General features: G+C 65.4%; 12 protein-coding genes and 3 rRNA genes. All 15 read right to left on the reverse strand.

Annotated elements, in window-relative coordinates; all coding sequences use genetic code 11:
- Positions 1-2: 2 nt before the first annotated feature.
- The 15 genes from gltX to ilvD all read right to left on the reverse strand — a co-directional run bounded on the left by gltX (position 3) and on the right by ilvD (position 19,784).
- Complete coding sequence (gene gltX, locus ACL00U_RS10780; RefSeq protein ID WP_412873390.1) at positions 3-1,490, reverse strand: glutamate--tRNA ligase; 1,488 nt, start codon at positions 1,488-1,490, stop codon at positions 3-5.
- A gap of 126 nt (positions 1,491-1,616) precedes the next feature.
- Positions 1,617-1,733: ribosomal RNA gene (gene rrf / locus ACL00U_RS10785) — 5S ribosomal RNA — on the reverse strand.
- A 157-nt stretch (positions 1,734-1,890) separates the two neighbouring features.
- Positions 1,891-5,018 (reverse strand): 23S ribosomal RNA (locus ACL00U_RS10790).
- Between the two features lie 433 nt (positions 5,019-5,451).
- Positions 5,452-6,973 (reverse strand): 16S ribosomal RNA (locus ACL00U_RS10795).
- The 16S, 23S and 5S rRNA genes sit together here, the layout of an rRNA operon.
- 519 nt (positions 6,974-7,492) lie before the next feature.
- Positions 7,493-8,263, reverse strand: coding sequence for a fumarylacetoacetate hydrolase family protein (locus ACL00U_RS10800; protein WP_017888851.1), 771 nt, complete (start codon positions 8,261-8,263; stop codon positions 7,493-7,495).
- Between the two features lie 30 nt (positions 8,264-8,293).
- Positions 8,294-9,403 carry a branched-chain amino acid aminotransferase gene (locus ACL00U_RS10805; RefSeq protein WP_412873391.1) on the reverse strand — a complete coding sequence of 370 codons (1,110 nt, stop codon included), beginning with the start codon at positions 9,401-9,403 and terminating at the stop codon, positions 8,294-8,296.
- Positions 9,404-9,418: 15 nt separating this feature from the next.
- Complete coding sequence (locus ACL00U_RS10810) at positions 9,419-10,492, reverse strand: 3-isopropylmalate dehydrogenase (RefSeq protein ID WP_031260625.1); 1,074 nt, start codon at positions 10,490-10,492, stop codon at positions 9,419-9,421.
- Positions 10,493-10,505: 13 nt separating this feature from the next.
- A complete protein-coding gene (gene serA / locus ACL00U_RS10815; protein WP_056070972.1) occupies positions 10,506-12,095 on the reverse strand; it encodes a phosphoglycerate dehydrogenase in 1,590 nt (529 codons plus the stop codon).
- A 217-nt stretch (positions 12,096-12,312) separates the two neighbouring features.
- Entirely contained in the window at positions 12,313-12,693 is a 381-nt protein-coding gene (locus ACL00U_RS10820) for a hypothetical protein (RefSeq protein WP_017888847.1), read from the reverse strand.
- Positions 12,690-13,154 carry a hypothetical protein gene (locus ACL00U_RS10825; protein ID WP_017888846.1) on the reverse strand — a complete coding sequence of 155 codons (465 nt, stop codon included), beginning with the start codon at positions 13,152-13,154 and terminating at the stop codon, positions 12,690-12,692. The genes ACL00U_RS10820 and ACL00U_RS10825 overlap by 4 nt, the downstream gene beginning before the upstream one ends.
- Before the next feature lie 73 nt (positions 13,155-13,227).
- Positions 13,228-14,418, reverse strand: a complete 1,191-nt coding sequence (locus tag ACL00U_RS10830; protein ID WP_017888845.1) for a mannitol-1-phosphate 5-dehydrogenase — start codon at positions 14,416-14,418, stop codon at positions 13,228-13,230.
- Between the two features lie 209 nt (positions 14,419-14,627).
- Positions 14,628-15,653, reverse strand: coding sequence for a ketol-acid reductoisomerase (gene ilvC / locus ACL00U_RS10835; protein ID WP_017888843.1), 1,026 nt, complete (start codon positions 15,651-15,653; stop codon positions 14,628-14,630).
- Positions 15,654-15,723: 70 nt separating this feature from the next.
- Positions 15,724-16,224, reverse strand: a complete 501-nt coding sequence (gene ilvN, locus ACL00U_RS10840) for an acetolactate synthase small subunit (RefSeq protein WP_017888842.1) — start codon at positions 16,222-16,224, stop codon at positions 15,724-15,726.
- Positions 16,221-18,044, reverse strand: coding sequence for an acetolactate synthase large subunit (locus ACL00U_RS10845; RefSeq protein ID WP_031260624.1), 1,824 nt, complete (start codon positions 18,042-18,044; stop codon positions 16,221-16,223). The genes ilvN and ACL00U_RS10845 overlap by 4 nt, the downstream gene beginning before the upstream one ends.
- Positions 18,045-18,089: 45 nt before the next feature.
- Complete coding sequence (ilvD, locus tag ACL00U_RS10850) at positions 18,090-19,784, reverse strand: dihydroxy-acid dehydratase (RefSeq protein WP_017888840.1); 1,695 nt, start codon at positions 19,782-19,784, stop codon at positions 18,090-18,092.
- Between the last annotated feature and the right edge of the window lie 58 nt (positions 19,785-19,842).

A 19,842-nucleotide genomic window follows, 5' to 3' on the forward strand; every position in this document is an offset into this window, starting at 1 on the left:
GGTCAGCGCGCCGCGAGGGCGCGGAGCCGGGTCAGGGTGGACTCCTTGCCCAGGATCTCCATCGACTCGAACAGCGGCGGGCTGATCCGACGCCCGGACACGGCGACGCGCAACGGGCCGAAGGCCACGCGGGGCTTCAGGCCGAGCTCATCGATGAGGGTCGCACGGAGCGCACCCTCGATCGACTCGGTGGTCCAGTCCTGCACCCCCTCGAGCGCCGCGATGCTCGCCGTCAGGACGGTCGCCGTGTCGCCCTTGAGCGATGCCAGCGCGTCGTCCTCGACCACGAGGTCGGCGTCGGCCGTGAACAAGAACCCGAGCATCGCCGGTGCCTCACCGAGCAGCTGCATGCGCTCCTGGACGAGCGGGGCGGCCTTCGTCAGGACCTCGAGCTGCTCCGGGGTCGCCGGGTCGCTGACGAACTCCGTCAGGTACGGCAGCAGGCGCGACCGGAAGTCGTCCGGTGCGAGCAGCCGGATGTGGTCCCCGTTGATCGCCTCGGCCTTCTTGTGGTCGAAGCGGGCCGGATTCGGGTTGACGTCGGTGACGTCGAACGCCGCGACCATCTCGTCGATCGAGAACACGTCGCGGTCGGGGCCGATCGACCACCCGAGCAGTGCCAGGTAGTTGACGAGCCCCTCGGGGATCATGCCGGCGGCGCGGTGGTGGAACAGGTTCGACTCGGGGTCACGCTTCGAGAGCTTCTTGTTCCCCTCCCCCATCACGTACGGCAGGTGTCCGAACACCGGGATGGACGGCGCGAGGCCGATCTCGTACAGCGCCTCGTACAGGGCGATCTGTCGCGGGGTCGACGACAGCAGGTCCTCACCACGGAGCACGTGGGTGATCCCCATCAGGGCGTCGTCGACCGGGTTGGTGAACGTGTAGAGCGGCTTGCCGTTCGGGCGGACCACCACGAAGTCCGGGAAGGTGCCCTGCTTGAACGTGATCTCGCCGCGCACCAGGTCGTCGAAGCTCAGGTCGCGGTCCGGCACACGCAGACGGAGCGCTGGCTCGCGGCCCTCGTCACGGAAGGCCTGGCGCTCGGCGTCCGTCAGGTGACGCTCGTGGTTGTCGTAGCCCTGCTTGGGATCACGACCGGCTGCCTTGTTGCGGGCTTCCATCTCGTCCGGCGTGACGAAGGACTCGTAGATGTGTCCGGACGCCTTGAGCTCCGCGATCACGTCGGCGTAGATCGCGGCGCGCTCGGACTGCCGGTACGGTCCGTGCTCGCCACCGGCGTCGACGCCTTCGTCCCAGTCGAGCCGGAGCCAACGGAGCGCGTCGAGGATCTGCGCGTACGACTCCTCGCTGTCGCGGGCGGCGTCGGTGTCCTCGATGCGGAACACGAGCTTGCCGCCGGTGTGGCGGGCGTAGGCCCAGTTGAAGAGCGCGGTGCGGATGAGCCCCACGTGCGGGGTCCCCGTCGGGCTCGGGCAGAAGCGGACGCGGATGTCGGAGCCGGAGGCGGTGGTGAATGGCGCAGTCATGACCCGCCAACCCTACCGCGGCACCTGCCCGTCCTTCCTGCGCTGTGGATGACGCAGAACAGCCCCGTGAACGCAGAAAACCCCTGACCATGAATGGTCAGGGGTTCCCTGTTGTTACTACGTTAAGTCCGGCGGCGTCCTACTCTCCCACAAGGCCCCCCTTGCAGTACCATCGGCGCTGAGAGGCTTAGCTTCCGGGTTCGGAATGTGACCGGGCGTTTCCCTCTCGCTATGACCACCGGAACACTCTCGACCAGATCATACATTGGTCTCAAAGCTGTCCCAGCTACTGCCTTCCGTGAAGAGGGCAGAGCGGTGTATTCAGTTTCGATTCCCGATCGTCTGTCGGGAACCACAAAGTGGACGCGAGCCCGTGCAACAAGTGCACGGAAATCAGTGTGTTATCAAGTCTTCGGCTTATTAGTACCGGTCAGCTCCACGGGTCGTTAGTCCCCGCTTCCACATCCGGCCTATCAACCCAGTAGTCTGCTGGGAGCCTCTCACACTCAAGGTGCATGGAAATCTCATCTCGAAGACGGCTTCCCGCTTAGATGCTTTCAGCGGTTATCCGGTCCGAACGTAGCTAATCAGCGGTGCCCTTGGCAGAACAACTGACACACCAGAGGTTCGTCCATCCCGGTCCTCTCGTACTAGGGATAGATCTTCTCAAATTTCCAACGCGCGCAGCGGATAGGGACCGAACTGTCTCACGACGTTCTAAACCCAGCTCGCGTACCGCTTTAATGGGCGAACAGCCCAACCCTTGGGACCTACTCCAGCCCCAGGATGCGACGAGCCGACATCGAGGTGCCAAACCATGCCGTCGATATGGACTCTTGGGCAAGATCAGCCTGTTATCCCCGAGGTACCTTTTATCCGTTGAGCGACAGCGCTTCCACAAGCCACTGCCGGATCACTAGTCCCGACTTTCGTCCCTGCTCGACCTGTCAGTCTCACAGTCAAGCTCCCTTGTGCACTTACACTCGCCACCTGATTGCCAACCAGGTTGAGGGAACCTTTGGGCGCCTCCGTTACTCTTTGGGAGGCAACCGCCCCAGTTAAACTACCCATCAGGCACTGTCCATGAACCCGATCAGGGTCCTACGTTAGACATCCAAAGTGACCAGAGTGGTATTTCAACAATGACTCCACGAACACTAGCGTGCCCGCTTCACAGTCTCCCACCTATCCTACACAAGCCACTCCGAACACCAATACCAAACTGTAGTAAAGGTCACGGGGTCTTTCCGTCCTGCTGCGCGTAACGAGCATCTTTACTCGTAGTGCAATTTCGCCGAGTTCGCGGTTGAGACAGCTGGGAAGTCGTTACGCCATTCGTGCAGGTCGGAACTTACCCGACAAGGAATTTCGCTACCTTAGGATGGTTATAGTTACCACCGCCGTTTACTGGGGCTTAAATTCAGAGCTTCGCCCAAAGGCTAACCCTTCCTCTTAACCTTCCAGCACCGGGCAGGCGTCAGTCCGTATACATCGTCTTGCGACTTCGCACGGACCTGTGTTTTTAGTAAACAGTCGCTTCCCACTGGTCTCTGCGGCCTTCAACGCTCACGGAGTAAATCCGGTCACGTGTCCGGCCCCCCTTCTCCCGAAGTTACGGGGGCATTTTGCCGAGTTCCTTAACCACGATTCTCTCGATCTCCTTGGTATTCTCTACCTGACCACCTGAGTCGGTTTCGGGTACGGGCGGCTGCAACCTCGCGTCGATGCTTTTCTCGGCAGCATAGGATCACTGATTTCCCCTTACGGGTACGCGTCGGATCTCAGGCACACAGACGACGGATTTGCCTATCGTCAGCCCTACATCCTTACACCAGGTTCACCTTACGGATACCATCGCCTGGCTCAGCTACCTTCCTGCGTCACACCTGTTCATACGCTAACCGCACCAGCATGGGGTCGAGCGTTAGACCGGCCACCATCACCCCGAAGGGATCCGGTTGTACCGGGTTAGGACTCTTAGCACCACTGGATTAGCTTGGGCGGTTGTTCGCCGGTACGGGAATATCAACCCGTTGTCCATCGACTACGCCTGTCGGCCTCGCCTTAGGTCCCGACTTACCCAGGGCGGATTAACCTGGCCCTGGAACCCTTGGTCTTTCGGAGGACGGGTTTCTCACCCGTCTTTCGCTACTCATGCCTGCATTCTCACTCGTGTAGCGTCCACGGCTGGATCACTCCGCCGCTTCACTCGCCACACGACGCTCTCCTACCACTCCGCACGACTGAACCACGAAGGCTTGTCTATAGTGCGAAATCTACAACTTCGGTGGTGTGCTTGAGCCCCGTTACATTGTCGGCGCGGAATCACTTGACCAGTGAGCTATTACGCACTCTTTCAAGGGTGGCTGCTTCTAAGCCAACCTCCTGGTTGTCTGTGCAACTCCACATCCTTTCCCACTTAGCACACGCTTAGGGACCTTAGTTGGTAGTCTGGGTTGTTTCCCTCTCGACGATGAAGCTTATCCCCCACCGTCTCACTGCTGCGCTCTCACTCACCGGCATTCGGAGTTTGGCTGACGTCAGTAACCTGTTGAGGCCCATCGGCCATCCAGTAGCTCTACCTCCGGCGAGAAACACGCAACGCTGCACCTAAATGCATTTCGGAGAGAACCAGCTATCACGAAGTTTGATTGGCCTTTCACCCCTATCCACAGCTCATCCCCTCCATTTTCAACTGAAGTGGGTTCGGTCCTCCACGACGTCTTACCGTCGCTTCAACCTGGCCATGGATAGATCACTTCGCTTCGGGTCTAGAACATGCGACTCAAACGCCCTATTCAGACTCGCTTTCGCTACGGCTGCCCCTCACGGGTTAACCTCGCCACATATCACTAACTCGCAGGCTCATTCTTCAAAAGGCACGCCGTCACCCCTACTAAGGAGGCTCCGACGGTTTGTAAGCAAACGGTTTCAGGTACTATTTCACTCCCCTCCCGGGGTACTTTTCACCTTTCCCTCACGGTACTTGTCCGCTATCGGTCATCTGGGAGTATTTAGGCTTATCAGGTGGTCCTGACAGATTCACACGGGATTTCTCGGGCCCCGTGCTACTTGGGATACACATCCGGCCATAACACCATTTCGTCTACGGGGCTGGCACCCACTACGGCCCGGCTTTCAAACCGGTTCGACTATGATGCGCTGTAACCGCCCCAGTCCGGCAGAACTGAGTGACGTGTCCCACAACCCCGACCATGCAACGCCCGCCGGCTATCACACATGATCGGTTTAGCCTCATCCGCTTTCGCTCGCCACTACTCACGGAATCACATGTTGTTTTCTCTTCCTGTGGGTACTGAGATGTTTCACTTCCCCACGTTCCCTCTACCCGCCCTATATATTCAGGCGGGAGTCACCAGGTCGCAAAACGCCTGGCGGGGTTTCCCCATTCGGAAATCCTCGGATCACAGCTCGATTATCAGCTCCCCGAGGCTTATCGCAGATTTCTACGTCCTTCATCGGCTCCAGATGCCAAGGCATCCACCGTTTGCTCTTAGAAACTTGACCACAAAGATTAAAATTGCGATCCAACGTCACCACTCAACAACCCAAAGGCTGATCATGGATGACGCGAATCAAAGATGCTCGCGTCCACTGTGTAGTTCTCAACATACGATCGGCACCAGCACTCCCCCACCACAACAGCAGGATCACACTGGCCCGACGAAGGACCCGTAGGCCCAACCCCCACCACCACTCACGTAGCAGCAGGAAGCCTGGTCCCTCAGGACCCAACAACGTGCACCAGCTGAGCGCTCCACCCCCGACCCGTCCCAACCCTGCAAGCAGAGCGTACTGAGGTCGGAAGCATCACTCCCAACTGCACTGTCAATGTTCCACCCATGAGCTACCCGTCGGACACGTTCGGTCCGAAACAGGCGCCTGGACCAGCAACCAACCACCCCTAATGGGCGACCAGCACTGACCAGATGCTCCTTAGAAAGGAGGTGATCCAGCCGCACCTTCCGGTACGGCTACCTTGTTACGACTTAGTCCTAATCACCGATCCCACCTTCGACGGCTCCTTCCACAAGGGTTAGGCCACCGGCTTCGGGTGTTACCGACTTTCATGACTTGACGGGCGGTGTGTACAAGGCCCGGGAACGTATTCACCGCAGCGTTGCTGATCTGCGATTACTAGCGACTCCGACTTCATGAGGTCGAGTTGCAGACCTCAATCCGAACTGAGACCGGCTTTTTGGGATTCGCTCCACCTTACGGTATCGCAGCCCTTTGTACCGGCCATTGTAGCATGCGTGAAGCCCAAGACATAAGGGGCATGATGATTTGACGTCATCCCCACCTTCCTCCGAGTTGACCCCGGCAGTCTCCTATGAGTCCCCGGCATAACCCGCTGGCAACATAGAACGAGGGTTGCGCTCGTTGCGGGACTTAACCCAACATCTCACGACACGAGCTGACGACAACCATGCACCACCTGTACACCGACCACAAGGGGGCGACCATCTCTGGCCGTTTCCGGTGTATGTCAAGCCTTGGTAAGGTTCTTCGCGTTGCATCGAATTAATCCGCATGCTCCGCCGCTTGTGCGGGCCCCCGTCAATTCCTTTGAGTTTTAGCCTTGCGGCCGTACTCCCCAGGCGGGGCGCTTAATGCGTTAGCTACGACACAGAAACCGTGGAAAGGTCCCTACATCTAGCGCCCAACGTTTACGGCATGGACTACCAGGGTATCTAATCCTGTTCGCTCCCCATGCTTTCGCTCCTCAGCGTCAGTTACGGCCCAGAGATCTGCCTTCGCCATCGGTGTTCCTCCTGATATCTGCGCATTCCACCGCTACACCAGGAATTCCAATCTCCCCTACCGCACTCTAGTCTGCCCGTACCCACTGCAAGCCCGAGGTTGAGCCTCGGGATTTCACAGCAGACGCGACAAACCGCCTACGAGCTCTTTACGCCCAATAATTCCGGACAACGCTTGCACCCTACGTATTACCGCGGCTGCTGGCACGTAGTTAGCCGGTGCTTTTTCTGCAGGTACCGTCACTTTCGCTTCTTCCCTACTAAAAGAGGTTTACAACCCGAAGGCCGTCATCCCTCACGCGGCGTTGCTGCATCAGGCTTTCGCCCATTGTGCAATATTCCCCACTGCTGCCTCCCGTAGGAGTCTGGGCCGTGTCTCAGTCCCAGTGTGGCCGGTCACCCTCTCAGGCCGGCTACCCGTCGTCGCCTTGGTGAGCCATTACCTCACCAACAAGCTGATAGGCCGCGAGTCCATCCCCAACCAAAAAATCTTTCCACCACCAGACCATGCGGCCAGTGATCATATCCAGTATTAGACGTCGTTTCCAACGCTTATCCCAGAGTCAGGGGCAGGTTACTCACGTGTTACTCACCCGTTCGCCACTAATCCACCCAGCAAGCTGGGCATCATCGTTCGACTTGCATGTGTTAAGCACGCCGCCAGCGTTCGTCCTGAGCCAGGATCAAACTCTCCGTAAAAAAATACAGACCCAACACCCGAAGGCATCAGACCGAGTTGATTCTGACTGTTGACTGTCTACTGACAATCTTCAATCCAAAAGGAATTGCTTCATGACCCAGTCAGCAAGCCGACCAGGCACGAGGTCAATCAATAAATTGGCATTGACAATGTGCACGCTGTTGAGTTCTCAAGGACCAGACGCACTCCCCGCTCGACCCACAAAAGGATTCCGCCAGAGAGGCATTCGTCTTGTACAACACCCGGGCTCACGACCAGAAGGTCATGGATCCGAGGGCTGGTTGCCTGAGCGGGACCCCGTCCGGACTGCATCTCCAGGTGTTCAACCCGGTGATCGTCTCGGCCGTTCCGTTCTCCGCCTCAGCGGCAACGAGTGATTACTTTACGCAGAGGTGAACGGCAGCGCCAAGCCGGGCCACATCCCGGGCGTGTCGGTCATCCCGCCCGGGACGACGGCTCCCCCGACAACGACGGACGGCCCGCTCCCCACCTGGGGAACGGGCCGTCCGAGAGCGTTGTCAGTGCCGAGCGATGACCGGGTTCTTGAGCGTGCCGATGCCGGAGATGGTGACCTCGACGATCTCACCGTCGCGGATCTGGCCGACGCCGGCCGGGGTGCCGGTCAGGATCACGTCGCCGGGCAGGAGGGTCCAGATCGAGGACACGAACTCGACGAGCGAGGGGATGTCGTGCACCATCTCGTTCGTCGACGCCGCCTGTCGCAGGTCACCGTCGACGCGGGTCTCGAGGCGGATGTCCGACGGGTCGATCTCGGTCTCGATCACCGGGCCGAGCGGGCAGAACGTGTCGAAGCCCTTCGATCGGGTCCACTGCCCGTCCCGCGCCTGCAGGTCACGGGCCGTCACGTCGTTGGCGATCGTGTAGCCGAGGATGACGCTCGCGAAGTCCTCGCGCCGGACGTTCTTGGCGAGCGACCCGATCACGATCGCGAGCTCGCCCTCGTGGTCGACGCGGCCGATGTCCGCCGGCAGTCGGATGGGTTCGTCCGGACCGATCACCGAGGTGTTCGGCTTGAGGAACACCACCGGGTCGTCACCGGCACGTTCGTCCATCTCGGAGGCGTGCTCCGAGTAGTTGAGCCCGACGCCGATCACCTTCGACCGCGGGATGACGGGGGCGAGGAGCTTGGCGTCGGCGAGTGCGACGCGCTCCCCCGTGGTCTCGAACCCCTGGTACATCGGGTCCCCGGCGAGCACCACCAGGTGCCGCTCGTCGAGGATTCCGTACCGGGGGTCTTCACCCTTGCTGCTGAACCGTGCGATCTTCACCGTTCGACCCTACCCACGCCTGCCGGTCGATCAGGACGCGTCGGTCAGCTTGGTCATCCACCCGTGCGGGTCGGGACGACGGCCGTACTGGATGTCGGTGAGCTCGTCGCGCAGCGACATCGTGAGTTCCCCGGCCCCCACGGTCGGCGAACCGATCGTGAAGCCCTCGCCCCGGAGTTCGGCGATCGGGGTCACCACGGCGGCGGTACCGCACGCGAAGGCCTCGGTGATGGAGCCGTCGGCGACGCCGTCACGCCACTCGTCGAGCGTCACCCGGCGCTTCTCGACCGTCAGGCCGCGGTCCTCGGCCAGCTGCAGGATCGAGTCACGCGTGATCCCCTCGAGGATGGACTCGGAGTCGGGCGTCACGAGGGTGCCGTCGGACTTGACCAGGACGACGTTCATGCCGCCGAGTTCTTCGAGGTACTTGCCCTCCACCGAGTCGAGAAACATGACCTGCTGGCAGCCGTGCTCGTAGGCCTCTTGCTGGGGCAGCAGCGACGAAGCGTAGTTGCCGCCGGTCTTCGCGGCGCCGGTCCCGCCCTTGCCGGCTCGGGCGTACTGCGTCGACAGCCAGATCGACACCGGCTTCGGGCCCGAGGTGAAGTACGCCCCGGCCGGGCTCGCGATGCAGTGGTACGCCACGGCCTGGGCGGCGCGGACCCCGAGGAACGACTCCGTCGCGATCATGAACGGCCGCAGGTACAGGCTCGTCTCAGGCGCCGAGGGTACCCAGTCGACGTCGGTCTGCACGAGCTGCCGGATCGACTCGACGAACGCCTCGACCGGGAGCTCCGGGAGCGCCAGGCGTCGGGCGGACCGCTGGAAGCGCTTCGCGTTGGCGTCCGGCCGGAACGACCAGACCGAGCCGTCTGCGTGCCGGTATGCCTTGAGCCCCTCGAAGACCTCCTGGGCGTAGTGCAGGACACTCGCGCTCGGGTCGAGGGACAGCGGGCCGTACGGGTGGATCGACGCGCTGTGCCAGCCGTCGTCCAGTGTCCACTCGACCGTGGCCATGTGGTCGGTGAAGTGCTTGCCGAAGCCCGGGTCGGCGAGGATCTGCTCCCGCTCCGCGGCTGCGCGGCGGTCGGCGGACGGGGTGCTGGCGAACTCGAGTCCGAAGGCGGTGTCGGTGCTCATGGGGAGGACTCCTTCTCAGGCGGTGGTGGTGCGTGCCGTGACCGCGGCGGCGATCGCGTCGCCGATCTCGGCCGTGCGACGCGGCGTGGTGCCCCGGTCTGCGAGGTCGGACTCCACCGCAGCCGTCACCGCCGCCGCCAGGTCACCGCGACCGAGGTGGTCGAGCAACAGGGCGACGGAGCGGATCGCGGCAGTGGGGTCGGCCTGCTGCTGGCCTGCGATGTCCGGTGCGGAACCGTGGACCGGCTCGAACATGCTGGGGAACGTGCCGTCCGGGTTGATGTTGCCCGAGGCCGCCAGACCGATGCCGCCGCTGATCGCGCCGGCCAGGTCGGTGATGATGTCGCCGAACAGGTTGTCGGTGACGATGACGTCGAACCGTGCGGGGTCACGGACCATGTGGATGGTGACCGCGTCCACGTGCTGGTAGTCGACGGTGACGTCCGGGTACTCGGCGCCGACAGCCGCGACGGTGCGCTGCCAGAGGGCTCCGGCGTGCACCAGGACGTTGCTCTTGTGGACGAGGGTCAGGTGCCGACGCGGGCGTCGGTCCGCCAACGCGAAGGCGTACCGCACGACCCGCTCGACACCGAAGGCGGTGTTCAACGAGACCTCGGTCGCGATCTCGTGCGGGGTACCGGTCCGGATCGCACCGCCGTTGCCGACGTACGGCCCTTCGGTGCCTTCGCGCACGACCACGAAGTCGACCTCGCCGGGGTCGGCGAGCGGCGTCGGGACGGCCGGGTGCACCGTCGTCGGGCGCAGGTTCACGTAGTGGTCGAACGCGAAGCGGAGCTTGAGGAGGAGCCCCCGCTCGATGATGCCGCCGGCGAGCCGCGGGTCACGCGGGTCGCCGCCGACCGCACCGAGCAGGATCGCGTCGTGCTGCGCGATGGCCGCCATGTCGTCGTCGGTCAGGATGTCCCCGGTCTCCAGGTACCGTGCGGCACCGAGGGAGAACGGGGTCTCCTGCACCACGAGGTCGTCCGGCAGGACCGCGTGCAGGACCTTCAGCGCCTCGGCGACGACCTCGGGGCCGATGCCGTCGCCACGGATGACCGCGAGTCGGATCGTCTGCGCAGTGCTCATGTCCGCCACTCCCCTAGAGCGTGATGTCGATCTCGCGGAGCGAGGAGGCGTCGATCGCCGAGCGGACGTGCTCGAGGATCTCGGCAGGGACGGGTGAGTCGACCGTCAGCACGCTCAGCGCCTGGCCGCCCGCGGCTTCGCGCGAGATCTGCATCGCGGCGATGTTGATGCCGGCCTGGCCGAACTCCTTGCCGTAGACCGCGACGATGCCCGGTCGGTCGGTGTACTCCATCACGACGTGGTGCCGGTCGAGCGGCACCTCGACGTCGTGCCCGTTGATCTCGACGAGCTTCTCGACCTGCTTCGGGCCGGTGAGCGTGCCGGACACGCTGATCGCCGGGCCGTCCGACTGCGCGCCGCGGATGGTGAGCACGTTGCGGTACTCGGGGCTGTCGGTCTCGGTGATCAGACGGACGGTGACCCCGCGCTGCTCCGCGATGAGCGGGGCGTTGACGTAGGAGACCTGGTCGCTCACGACGTCGGTGAAGACACCCTTGAGTGCCGCGAGCTTCAGCACGCTGACGTCGTACTCGGCCAGCTCGCCGTGCACCTCGACGTCGATGCTGGTGACCGGCGAGGTCGCGAGCGCGGTGAAGACCTGGCCGAGCTTCTCGACGAGCGGGATGCCGGGGCGCACGTACGGGTCGATGACCCCGCCGGCGACGTTCACGGCGTCGGGGACGAGCTCGCCGCCGAGGGCGAGACGGACCGACTTGGCGACCGAGACGCCCGCCTTTTCTTGCGCTTCGTCGGTGGAGGCGCCGAGGTGCGGCGTCACGACGACGTTCGGCAGCGCCAGGAGCGGCGAGTCCTTCGGGGGCTCAGCGACGAAGACGTCGAGACCGGCACCGGCGATGGTGTTCGACGTGAGGGCCCGGTGCAGGGCGTCCTCGTCGATCAGGCCGCCGCGGGCCACGTTCACGACGAACGCGGTCGGCTTCATGAGCGCGAACTGGGCGTCCGAGATCATGCCCAGCGTCTCCGGCGTCCGCGGCATGTGGATCGTGGTGAAGTCCGCCCGACGCAGCAGGTCGTCGAGGGAGACGAGCTCGACCCCGAGCTGCTGCGCACGTGCCGTGGTGACGTAGGGGTCGTACGCGATGACCGTCACGCCGAAGGCCTGCAGCCGCTGGGTGATGAGCGCGCCGATGCGGCCGAGGCCGATGATGCCGACGGTCTTCTCGTAGAGCTCGACACCGGTGTACGACGAGCGCTTCCACGCACCGGCGGCCAGCGAGGCGTGAGCGGCCGGGATGTGCCGCGCGAGCGACAGGATGTGTCCGACCGTGAGCTCCGCCGCCGAGATGATGTTCGAGGTCGGTGCGTTCACGACCATCACGCCGGCGGTCGTCGCCGCCTTGATGTCGACGTTGTCGAGGCCGACGCCGGCACGGGCGACGACCTTGAGGACCGGTGCCGCGGCGATCGCCTCGGCGTCGATCTTGGTGGCGGACCGCACGAGGACGGCATGCGCGTCGGACAGCGCCGCCAGGAGCGCCGGACGGTCGGTGCCGTCCACGTTCCGGATCTCGAAGTCGGGCCCGAGGGCGTCGACCGTTGCGGGCGAGAGTTCTTCGGCGATCAGGACGACCGGCTTCGACACAGCAGCTGTTTCCTCACTCGAGACGGTTGGTATCCCACCATGCTATCGACGCGGGCCGGTGGTGACGACCGCGGGAGCGGTCCTGTGGAGAACCACACGACGGCCAGGGCCCACGCCGCCGGTTCCGGAGCGCCGCGCCAGCGGCGGTCCGGCCGTGCCGGTGGGGAGAGGCGCGGGGCGGTGCCGCACCGCGCCTCCTGGCCGTCGGCGGGTCGCGTCAGAAGTCCAGCAGCGTCGGGACGAACAGCTGGAGGTCGAGCCAGAGGGCGCCGGCGCCCGCGAAGGCGACCACGAACACCGCGATCGTGACGGGCAGGCTCGAACGCCGGGTGATGACGATCGCCGCGACGAACGCGACCGGCGCGATGAGGATGTCGAGCACGAGCCACAGCCACGGGGTGCTGGTCTGCAGCGAGTCGCCACCGGAGGTCGTCTGGAGGAACGCGTTGAAGGCGTCCACCCGCTGGTTGATCTGCGTGAGGTTGCCGACGGCCTGCACCGTCATGTACGCGAACAGCGCCGCGAACACGACCCAGACCACGAGCTTCGCGACGACGGGAGCGGTGGCCCGACGGGTCGTCGGGACGGCCCCGGTCACCCGAAGCTCCGGGTCAGGAGGAAGGGCCAGGGGAAGAGCACGACGGCACCGAGGAGCATCCAGAGCAGGCGGGTCCGCGTGCGGCTGCTCCGCGCCGCCCAGAGCACCACCGTGAACCAGAGTGCCGGCGCGAGGATCGCGAGGAAGCGGAGCACCTCGACGAAGAGCGTCAGGACCGTGTCGACGCCGGAGACGTACGCGGTCGACGCGGTGAGGAGCCAGGCCACCGTGTAGAGCAGGTAGAGGCCACCGAAGATGCCGAACCCGACGAGTGCACCGGAGGTCTCGGGGGCCTCGGGGTCGCGCACAACCCGGTCGCGGACCGCCACCGGGTTGTGCGCCGCGTCGACGTGCGTGGCGTCGTCGGCGTCACCCCAGCTGAGGGCGGCGTCGTCGGTGTCGACGGCGTTCGGCACGTCCGGGTCGATCGACCCGTCTGGTGGGGATGCTGCCGTGGTCATGCCCCGATTCTACGAGGGACGCGACGTCGGGCGGACCAGCGGGTGTCGGCGAGTGGCGCGGCGGCGGCGTCGGTCAGACGTCGGCAGGCTGCGTCGCGAGCACCCCGGCGACCACGTCACGGACTGCCGGGAAGAGCGGGTGGCTCTCCATCAGGCCCGTGAGGATCTCGGTCAGCGCGTGCGCGGTCGCCCCGGAACGCAGGAGCGCGTGCAGCTCGATCGACTCCGGGTCGTTCTCGTCGTCGAAGGCGAGTGCCGCACGGACGGCCCCGAGCAGGTGCTCGACGGGCAGGCCGCGCTCGGCGAGCTGCGATGCCGGGCCGACGAAGCGTTCACGACGGCCGAGCTTGCGGAGCGGATTGCGTCCGACGCGCGCCGTGGAGTCCGGCAGGTGCGGGTTCGCGATGCGGGACAGGTTCGCGGCGACGTACCGCGCGTGGTCCTCGGGGTCGAAGCCGTGCTTCGCGATGAGCAGCGCGGTGGTCTCGGCGAGCACGCCGTCGACCTCGGCGCGGACGGCGTCGTCCTCCAGGGCTTCACGGATGAGCCGGATGCCCCGCACGTACCCGTGGTAGGCGGCCGTGGCGTGGGCGGTGTTCACCGTGTAGAGCTTGCGCTCGACGAACGGCTGCAGGTCGTCGACCCAGGTGACGCCCTCGATCGTCGGCGGTTCGGCGTCGGAACCCAGGAACGGGGTGCGCTCGATGACCCACTCGTAGAACGGTTCGAGCACGACGTCGAGGCCACCCGACTGGCCGAGGACGCCGGACTGGTCGGGCACGATGCGGTCGATGGCGCAGTTCGCGAAGACGGCGGCGATGTCGCGGTCTTCGAGGATCGGAGCGCGGCGGATGCTGGCGTGCAGGGAGTCGGTCGCGTTGAACGCGTTCTCGCACGCGACGATCGTGACGTCGCCGTGCTCGAGCGGTCGTGCCGCGAGCCCTTCGGCGATGAGCGGCGCGACGAGCGGGAGCGTGCGGGCCCCCACGGCGGTGGTCACGACGTCGGCCTCGGCGATGGCCCGGACCACGCGCTCGCGGTCGGTCTTGCTGTTCAGGGCACGGAACCCGTAGACGAGGTGCTCGACCGGCATCTCGCCGACCTCGTGCACCACGAAGCGTCCGGCTTCGTTGAGGGCCGAGACCACGCGTTCGTCGACGTCGACGAAGGTGAGCTCGTAGCCGCTCGCCACGAGGAACTGGCCCACGAACCCGCGCCCGATCTTGCCGGCGCCGATGTGGACCGCTCGCTTCGTCACCGCCATCCGACGATCATCCCATGCTGGTCGGGGCGGTCCTGACCGCCGGAGCGCAGCACGGCCGACGAGTGTCGGGAATCGGCCGCGGGGAGCGCGGAGGCATGCCGGTCCGCGGCGTGGGGGCTGGAGAAGAGCTGCTGCATAACGTTCGGGTCACATCGCGAGGCGGCGGTGCAGGGTGCACCGCCGCCTCGTCGTCGAGTGTTCTCGGAAGACTACCGCGCGGCCGAGCCGTCGACGTAGTCACCGTCGTTCTGCTTCCACGCGAAGAGCGCGCGGAGCTCACGGCCGGTGGCCTCGATGGGGTGCCCCTCGCCCTTGGCGCGGAGTGCCTTGAACTCGGGGGCGCCGGCGTCCTGATCGTCGATGAAGCGCTTCGCGAAGGCCCCGTTCTGGATGTCCGCGAGCACCGCCTTCATGTTCTCCTTGACGTCCGGCGAGATCACGCGGGGGCCGGAGACGTAGTCACCGAACTCGGCGGTGTCGGAGATCGACCAGCGCTGCTTGGTGAGGCCGCCCTCCCAGATGAGGTCGACGATGAGCTTGAGCTCGTGCAGGACCTCGAAGTAGGCGATCTGCGGCTGGTAGCCCGCCTCGACCAGGGTCTCGAAGCCGTACTGGATGAGCTGCGAGGTACCACCGCAGAGGACGGCCTGCTCACCGAACAGGTCGGTCTCGGTCTCCTCGGTGAAGGTCGTCTTGATGCCGCCGGAGCGGAGCCCGCCGATGGCCTTGGAGTACGACCACGCGAGGTCCCAGGCGGAACCGGACGCGTCGACCTCGACGGCGACGATGACGGGGACGCCACGGCCGGCCTCGTACTCGCGGCGGACGGTGTGACCGGGACCCTTCGGCGCGACGAGCGACACGTCGACGCCTTCGGGGGCCTCGATGTAGCCGAAGCGGATGTTGAAGCCGTGGCCGAAGACGAGCGTCGCGCCCGGCTTGAGGTTCGGGCGGATGTCCTCGGCGTAGACGATGCGCTGGACCTGGTCCGGCGCGAGGATGACGACGACGTCGGCCCAGGCCGTGGCGTCGGCCGGCGTGTGGACCTCGAAGCCCGCCTCTTCGGCCTTCTGCCGGCTCTTCGAGCCCTCCTTGAGGCCGATCTTCACCTCGACGCCCGAGTCACGGAGGTTGAGTGCGTGGGCGTGGCCCTGCGAGCCGTAGCCGATGACCGCGACCTTCTTGCCCTGGATGAGCGTCAGGTCGGCGTCAGCGTCGTACACGATGTCAGTCACGAGGGTGTGTCTCCTTGGTTCTGTGGGAGTGCCGGGCACCGTCGGCGCCCGGGAAGGGTGTGACGGGCGCTCAGCGCACCCGATCGGTGATGCTCTTCGGTCCGCGGCCCATGCCGAGGAGACCCGCACGGGCGAGCTCCTTGACGCCGTAGGGCTCGAGCACGCGGAGGATCGCCTGGATCTTGCCGGGGTCGCCGGTCACCTCGACGATCAGGGAGTCGGTCGCCACGTCGACGACCTGGGCACGGAACAGGTTCACTGCTTCGAGCACCGCCGAACGCGTCTGGTTGTCGACGCGCACCTTCACGAGCATGTGCTCGCGCTGGACCGACTGCGAGAAGTCCAGTTCGACGATCTTGATGACGTTCACCAGCTTGTTGAGCTGCTTCGTCACCTGTTCCAGCGGCAGGTCCTCGACGTCGACGACGACCGTGATCCGGCTGAGGCCGTCCACCTCGGTGTTGCCGACGGCGAGCGACTCGATGTTGAACCCGCGTCGGGCGAACAGTCCCGCGACACGGGTCAGCAGACCGGGCTTGTCCTCGACGAGGAGGGAGAGGACGTGGCTCATGCGGTTTCTCCCGTCATGTCGGCGTCTTCGTCGTCCCAGGTGGGCGCGAGTGCCTGGGCGTACTCGATGGACGAGTTGCTGACGCCCTGCGGGACCATCGGCCAGACCATGGAGTCACGGCTCACGACGAAGTCGATGACCACCGGACGGTCGTTGGTGGCGAGGGCGAGCTCGATCGCGGCGTCGACCTCGTCGGCCTTCTCGACGCGGATGCCGAGGGCACCGTACGCGTCGGCCAGCTTCACGAAGTCCGGCACACGGCGCGAGGCGTGCCCCGTCTCGAGGTCGGTGAACGAGTGCCGGCCGTCGTAGAACAGCGTCTGCCACTGCCGGACCATGCCGAGCGACGAGTTGTTGATGATCGCGACCTTGATCGGGATGTCGTTGATGACGCAGGTCGCGAGTTCCTGGTTCGTCATCTGGAAGCAGCCGTCGCCGTCGATCGCCCAGACCACGCGGTCGGGCTGGGCGACCTTCGCCCCCATCGCCGCGGGGACCGAGTAGCCCATGGTGCCGGCACCGCCGGAGTTGAGCCAGGCGTTGGGCCGCTCGTACTTGATGAACTGCGCGGACCACATCTGGTGCTGCCCGACACCGGAGGCGTACACGGCCTCGGGGCCGGAGAGCTCCCCGATGCGCTTGATGATGCCCTGCGGGGCGAGCAGCCCGTCGGTCGGCTCGGCGTACCCGAGCGGGAAGTCGGTCTTGAGCTGGTGGAGCTTCGCCCACCACTCCTCCGTCGAGGCGCGGTCCTCGACCGCGATGCCACCCCAGGCGTCGAGCAGGTCGACCAGGACCTCGCGGGCATCGCCGACGATCGGGACGTCGGCGAAGCGGATCTTCGAGATCTCGGCGGGGTCGATGTCGACGTGCACGACCTTGGCGTCCGGCGCGAACTCGTCGGCCTTGCCGGTGACACGGTCGTCGAAGCGGGCACCGAGGGCGACGATCAGGTCGCTGTCCTGCAGCCCGAGCACCGCCGGCACCGTGCCGTGCATGCCGGGCATGCCGAGGTGCTGCGGGTGCGAGTCCGGGAACGCGCCGCGCGCCATCAGCGTCGTGACGACCGGCGCACCGGTCGCCTCGGCGAAGCGGAGGAGTTCGGCGGTCGCACCGGAGCGGATGACGCCGCCGCCGACGTAGAGCACCGGACGCTGCGCCTCGGACAGCAGCTGGGCGGCCGCGGTGATCTGCTTGCCGTGCGCCTTGGTGACCGGGCGGTAGCCGGGCAGGTCGAGCTTGGGCGGCCACACGTAGGGCGCGGACTTCTGCTGCGCGTCCTTGGTGATGTCCACCAGCACCGGGCCGGGGCGACCGGTCGTCGCGATGAGGTGCGCCGCGGCGAGGGTCGCCGGCACGTCGGCCGGGTCGGTCACCAGGAACGAGTGCTTCGTGATCGGCATCGTGATGCCGACGATGTCCGCTTCCTGGAAGGCGTCGGTGCCCATCAGCGTCGAGAACACCTGGCCGGTGATCGCGATGAACGGCACCGAGTCCATGTAGGCGTCGGCGATGGCGGTGACGAGGTTCGTCGCGCCGGGACCCGACGTGGCGATGGCGACGCCGACCTTGCCGGACGACGAGGCGTAGCCCTCGGCGGCGTGGCCGGCGCCCTGCTCGTGACGGACGAGGATGTGCCGGATCGTGGTGGACGCCATCAGCTCGTCGTAGAACGGGATGATGGCTCCGCCGGGCAGGCCGAAGACGTCGGTGATCCCGAGGTGCTCGAGCGTCCGGAGGACGGCTCCCGAGCCGGTCAGGATCTCCGGCGACCGGCGTGCACCGGCGGCCGCGGACAACGGAGTTGCTTCCGTGGGCATGAGTGGTCCTTGCCTGAGTGGTGGCGGTGGTGCGGGTGTCGGACGCTAGCCCGTGACCGCGCCCTGGGCAGCGGACTTGACGAGCTTGGCGTACTTCGCGAGGACTCCGCGGGTGTAGCGCGGGGGCAGCGGGGCCCAGCCATCACGGCGGGCCTCCAGCTCGGCCGGGTCGACCAGTAGGTCGAGCGAACGAGCCGCGATGTCGACACGGATGCGGTCGCCATCACGAACGAAAGCGACTGGACCTGCGTCCACTGCTTCCGGTGCGATGTGGCCGATGCAGAGGCCGGTTGTGCCGCCTGAGAATCGACCGTCGGTCAAGAGTAGTACATCCTTGCCGAGGCCGGCGCCCTTGATGGCCGCCGTGATGGCGAGCATCTCGCGCATGCCTGGGCCGCCCTTGGGGCCCTCGTAGCGGATGACGACGACGTCGCCCTTCTGGATGCCTCCCTCGGTCAGGGCGTCCATCGCCGCGCGCTCACGGTCGAACACACGAGCCGGGCCCTCGAAGACCGAGGCGTCGAAGCCCGCGGTCTTCACCACGGCGCCCTCGGGTGCGAACGAACCCTGCAGGACGGTCAGGCCACCGGTTTCGTGGATCGGGTTGTCGAGGGTGCGGAAGACCTCGCCGTCGAGTGCCGGCGGGTCGATCTCGGCGAGGTTCTCGGCGACGGTCTTGCCCGTCACGGTCATGCAGTCGCCGTGCAGCAGGCCCGCGTCGAGCAGCGCCTTCATGATCACGGGGATGCCGCCGTTGCGGTCGACGTCGACCATGACGTACTTGCCGAAGGGCTTCATGTCGGCCAGGTGCGGGACCTTCGAGCCGATGCGGTTGAAGTCGTCCAGCGACAGCTCGACCTCGGCCTCGTAGGCGATCGCGAGCAGGTGCAGGATGACGTTGGTGGAACCGCCGAGGGCCATCGCGACGGCGATCGCGTTCTCGAAGGCTTCCTTCGTGAGGATCTGGCGTGCGGTGATGCCGTGCTCGAGCATGTTCACCACGGCCTCGCCGGAGCGGTGCGCGTAGTAGTCACGGCGACGGTCCGCGCTCGGCGGAGCAGCCGAACCCGGCAGCGACATGCCGAGGGCCTCGGCGACCGAGGCCATCGTGTTCGCGGTGTACATGCCACCGCAGGCGCCCTCGCCGGGGACGATGGCGCACTCGATCTTCTTGAGCTCTTCCTCGCTCATGGTGCCGGCCTTGCACGCGCCGACGCCCTCGAAGGAGTCGATGATCGTGACTTCCTTCATCGTGCCGTCGGCCTGCTTCACGTAGCCCGGCATGACCGAACCCGCGTACAGGAAGACGCTCGCCAGGTCGAGGCGTGCGGCGGCCATCAGCATGCCGGGCAGCGACTTGTCGCAGCCCGCGAGCAGGACCGTGCCGTCGAGGCGCTCGGCGTTGACGACGGTCTCGACGCTGTCCGCGATGACCTCACGCGAGACGAGGGAGAAGTGCATGCCCTCGTGGCCCATCGAGATGCCGTCGGAGACGGAGATGGTGCCGAACTGCAGCGGGTATCCGCCACCGGAGTGCACGCCCTCCTTCGCACCCTGTGCGAGACGGTCGAGCGACAGGTTGCAGGGCGTGATCTCGTTCCACGAGGACGCGATGCCGATCTGCGGCTTGCTCCAGTCCTCGTCTCCCATACCGACGGCCCGCAGCATGCCACGCGAGGTGGTTGCTTCGATCCCGTCGGTGACGACCCGGCTGCGCGGCTTGACGTCGATATCAGGCATGGGATGAGTCTAGGACGGTTTGGGATACCAGCCGTCCACCCCCGTGCTTTCTCATGCT

This window comes from Curtobacterium poinsettiae (assembly GCF_047226435.1).
GTDB classification, from domain to species: domain Bacteria; phylum Actinomycetota; class Actinomycetes; order Actinomycetales; family Microbacteriaceae; genus Curtobacterium; species Curtobacterium poinsettiae.

Excerpts from the sequence above, each read along its gene's own strand:
- gltX (WP_412873390.1), bottom strand. The coding sequence starts at position 1,490 with ATGACTGCGCCATTCACCACCGCCTCCGGCTCCGACATCCGCGTCCGC.
- ACL00U_RS10805 (WP_412873391.1), bottom strand. The coding sequence starts at position 9,403 with ATGAGCACCGACACCGCCTTCGGACTCGAGTTCGCCAGCACCCCGTCC.
- ACL00U_RS10810 (WP_031260625.1), bottom strand. The coding sequence starts at position 10,492 with ATGAGCACTGCGCAGACGATCCGACTCGCGGTCATCCGTGGCGACGGC.
- ACL00U_RS10825 (WP_017888846.1), bottom strand. The coding sequence starts at position 13,154 with ATGACCACGGCAGCATCCCCACCAGACGGGTCGATCGACCCGGACGTG.
- ACL00U_RS10830 (WP_017888845.1), bottom strand. The coding sequence starts at position 14,418 with ATGGCGGTGACGAAGCGAGCGGTCCACATCGGCGCCGGCAAGATCGGG.
- ilvN (WP_017888842.1), bottom strand. The coding sequence starts at position 16,224 with ATGAGCCACGTCCTCTCCCTCCTCGTCGAGGACAAGCCCGGTCTGCTG.
- ACL00U_RS10845 (WP_031260624.1), bottom strand. The coding sequence starts at position 18,044 with ATGCCCACGGAAGCAACTCCGTTGTCCGCGGCCGCCGGTGCACGCCGG.
- ilvD (WP_017888840.1), bottom strand. The coding sequence starts at position 19,784 with ATGCCTGATATCGACGTCAAGCCGCGCAGCCGGGTCGTCACCGACGGG.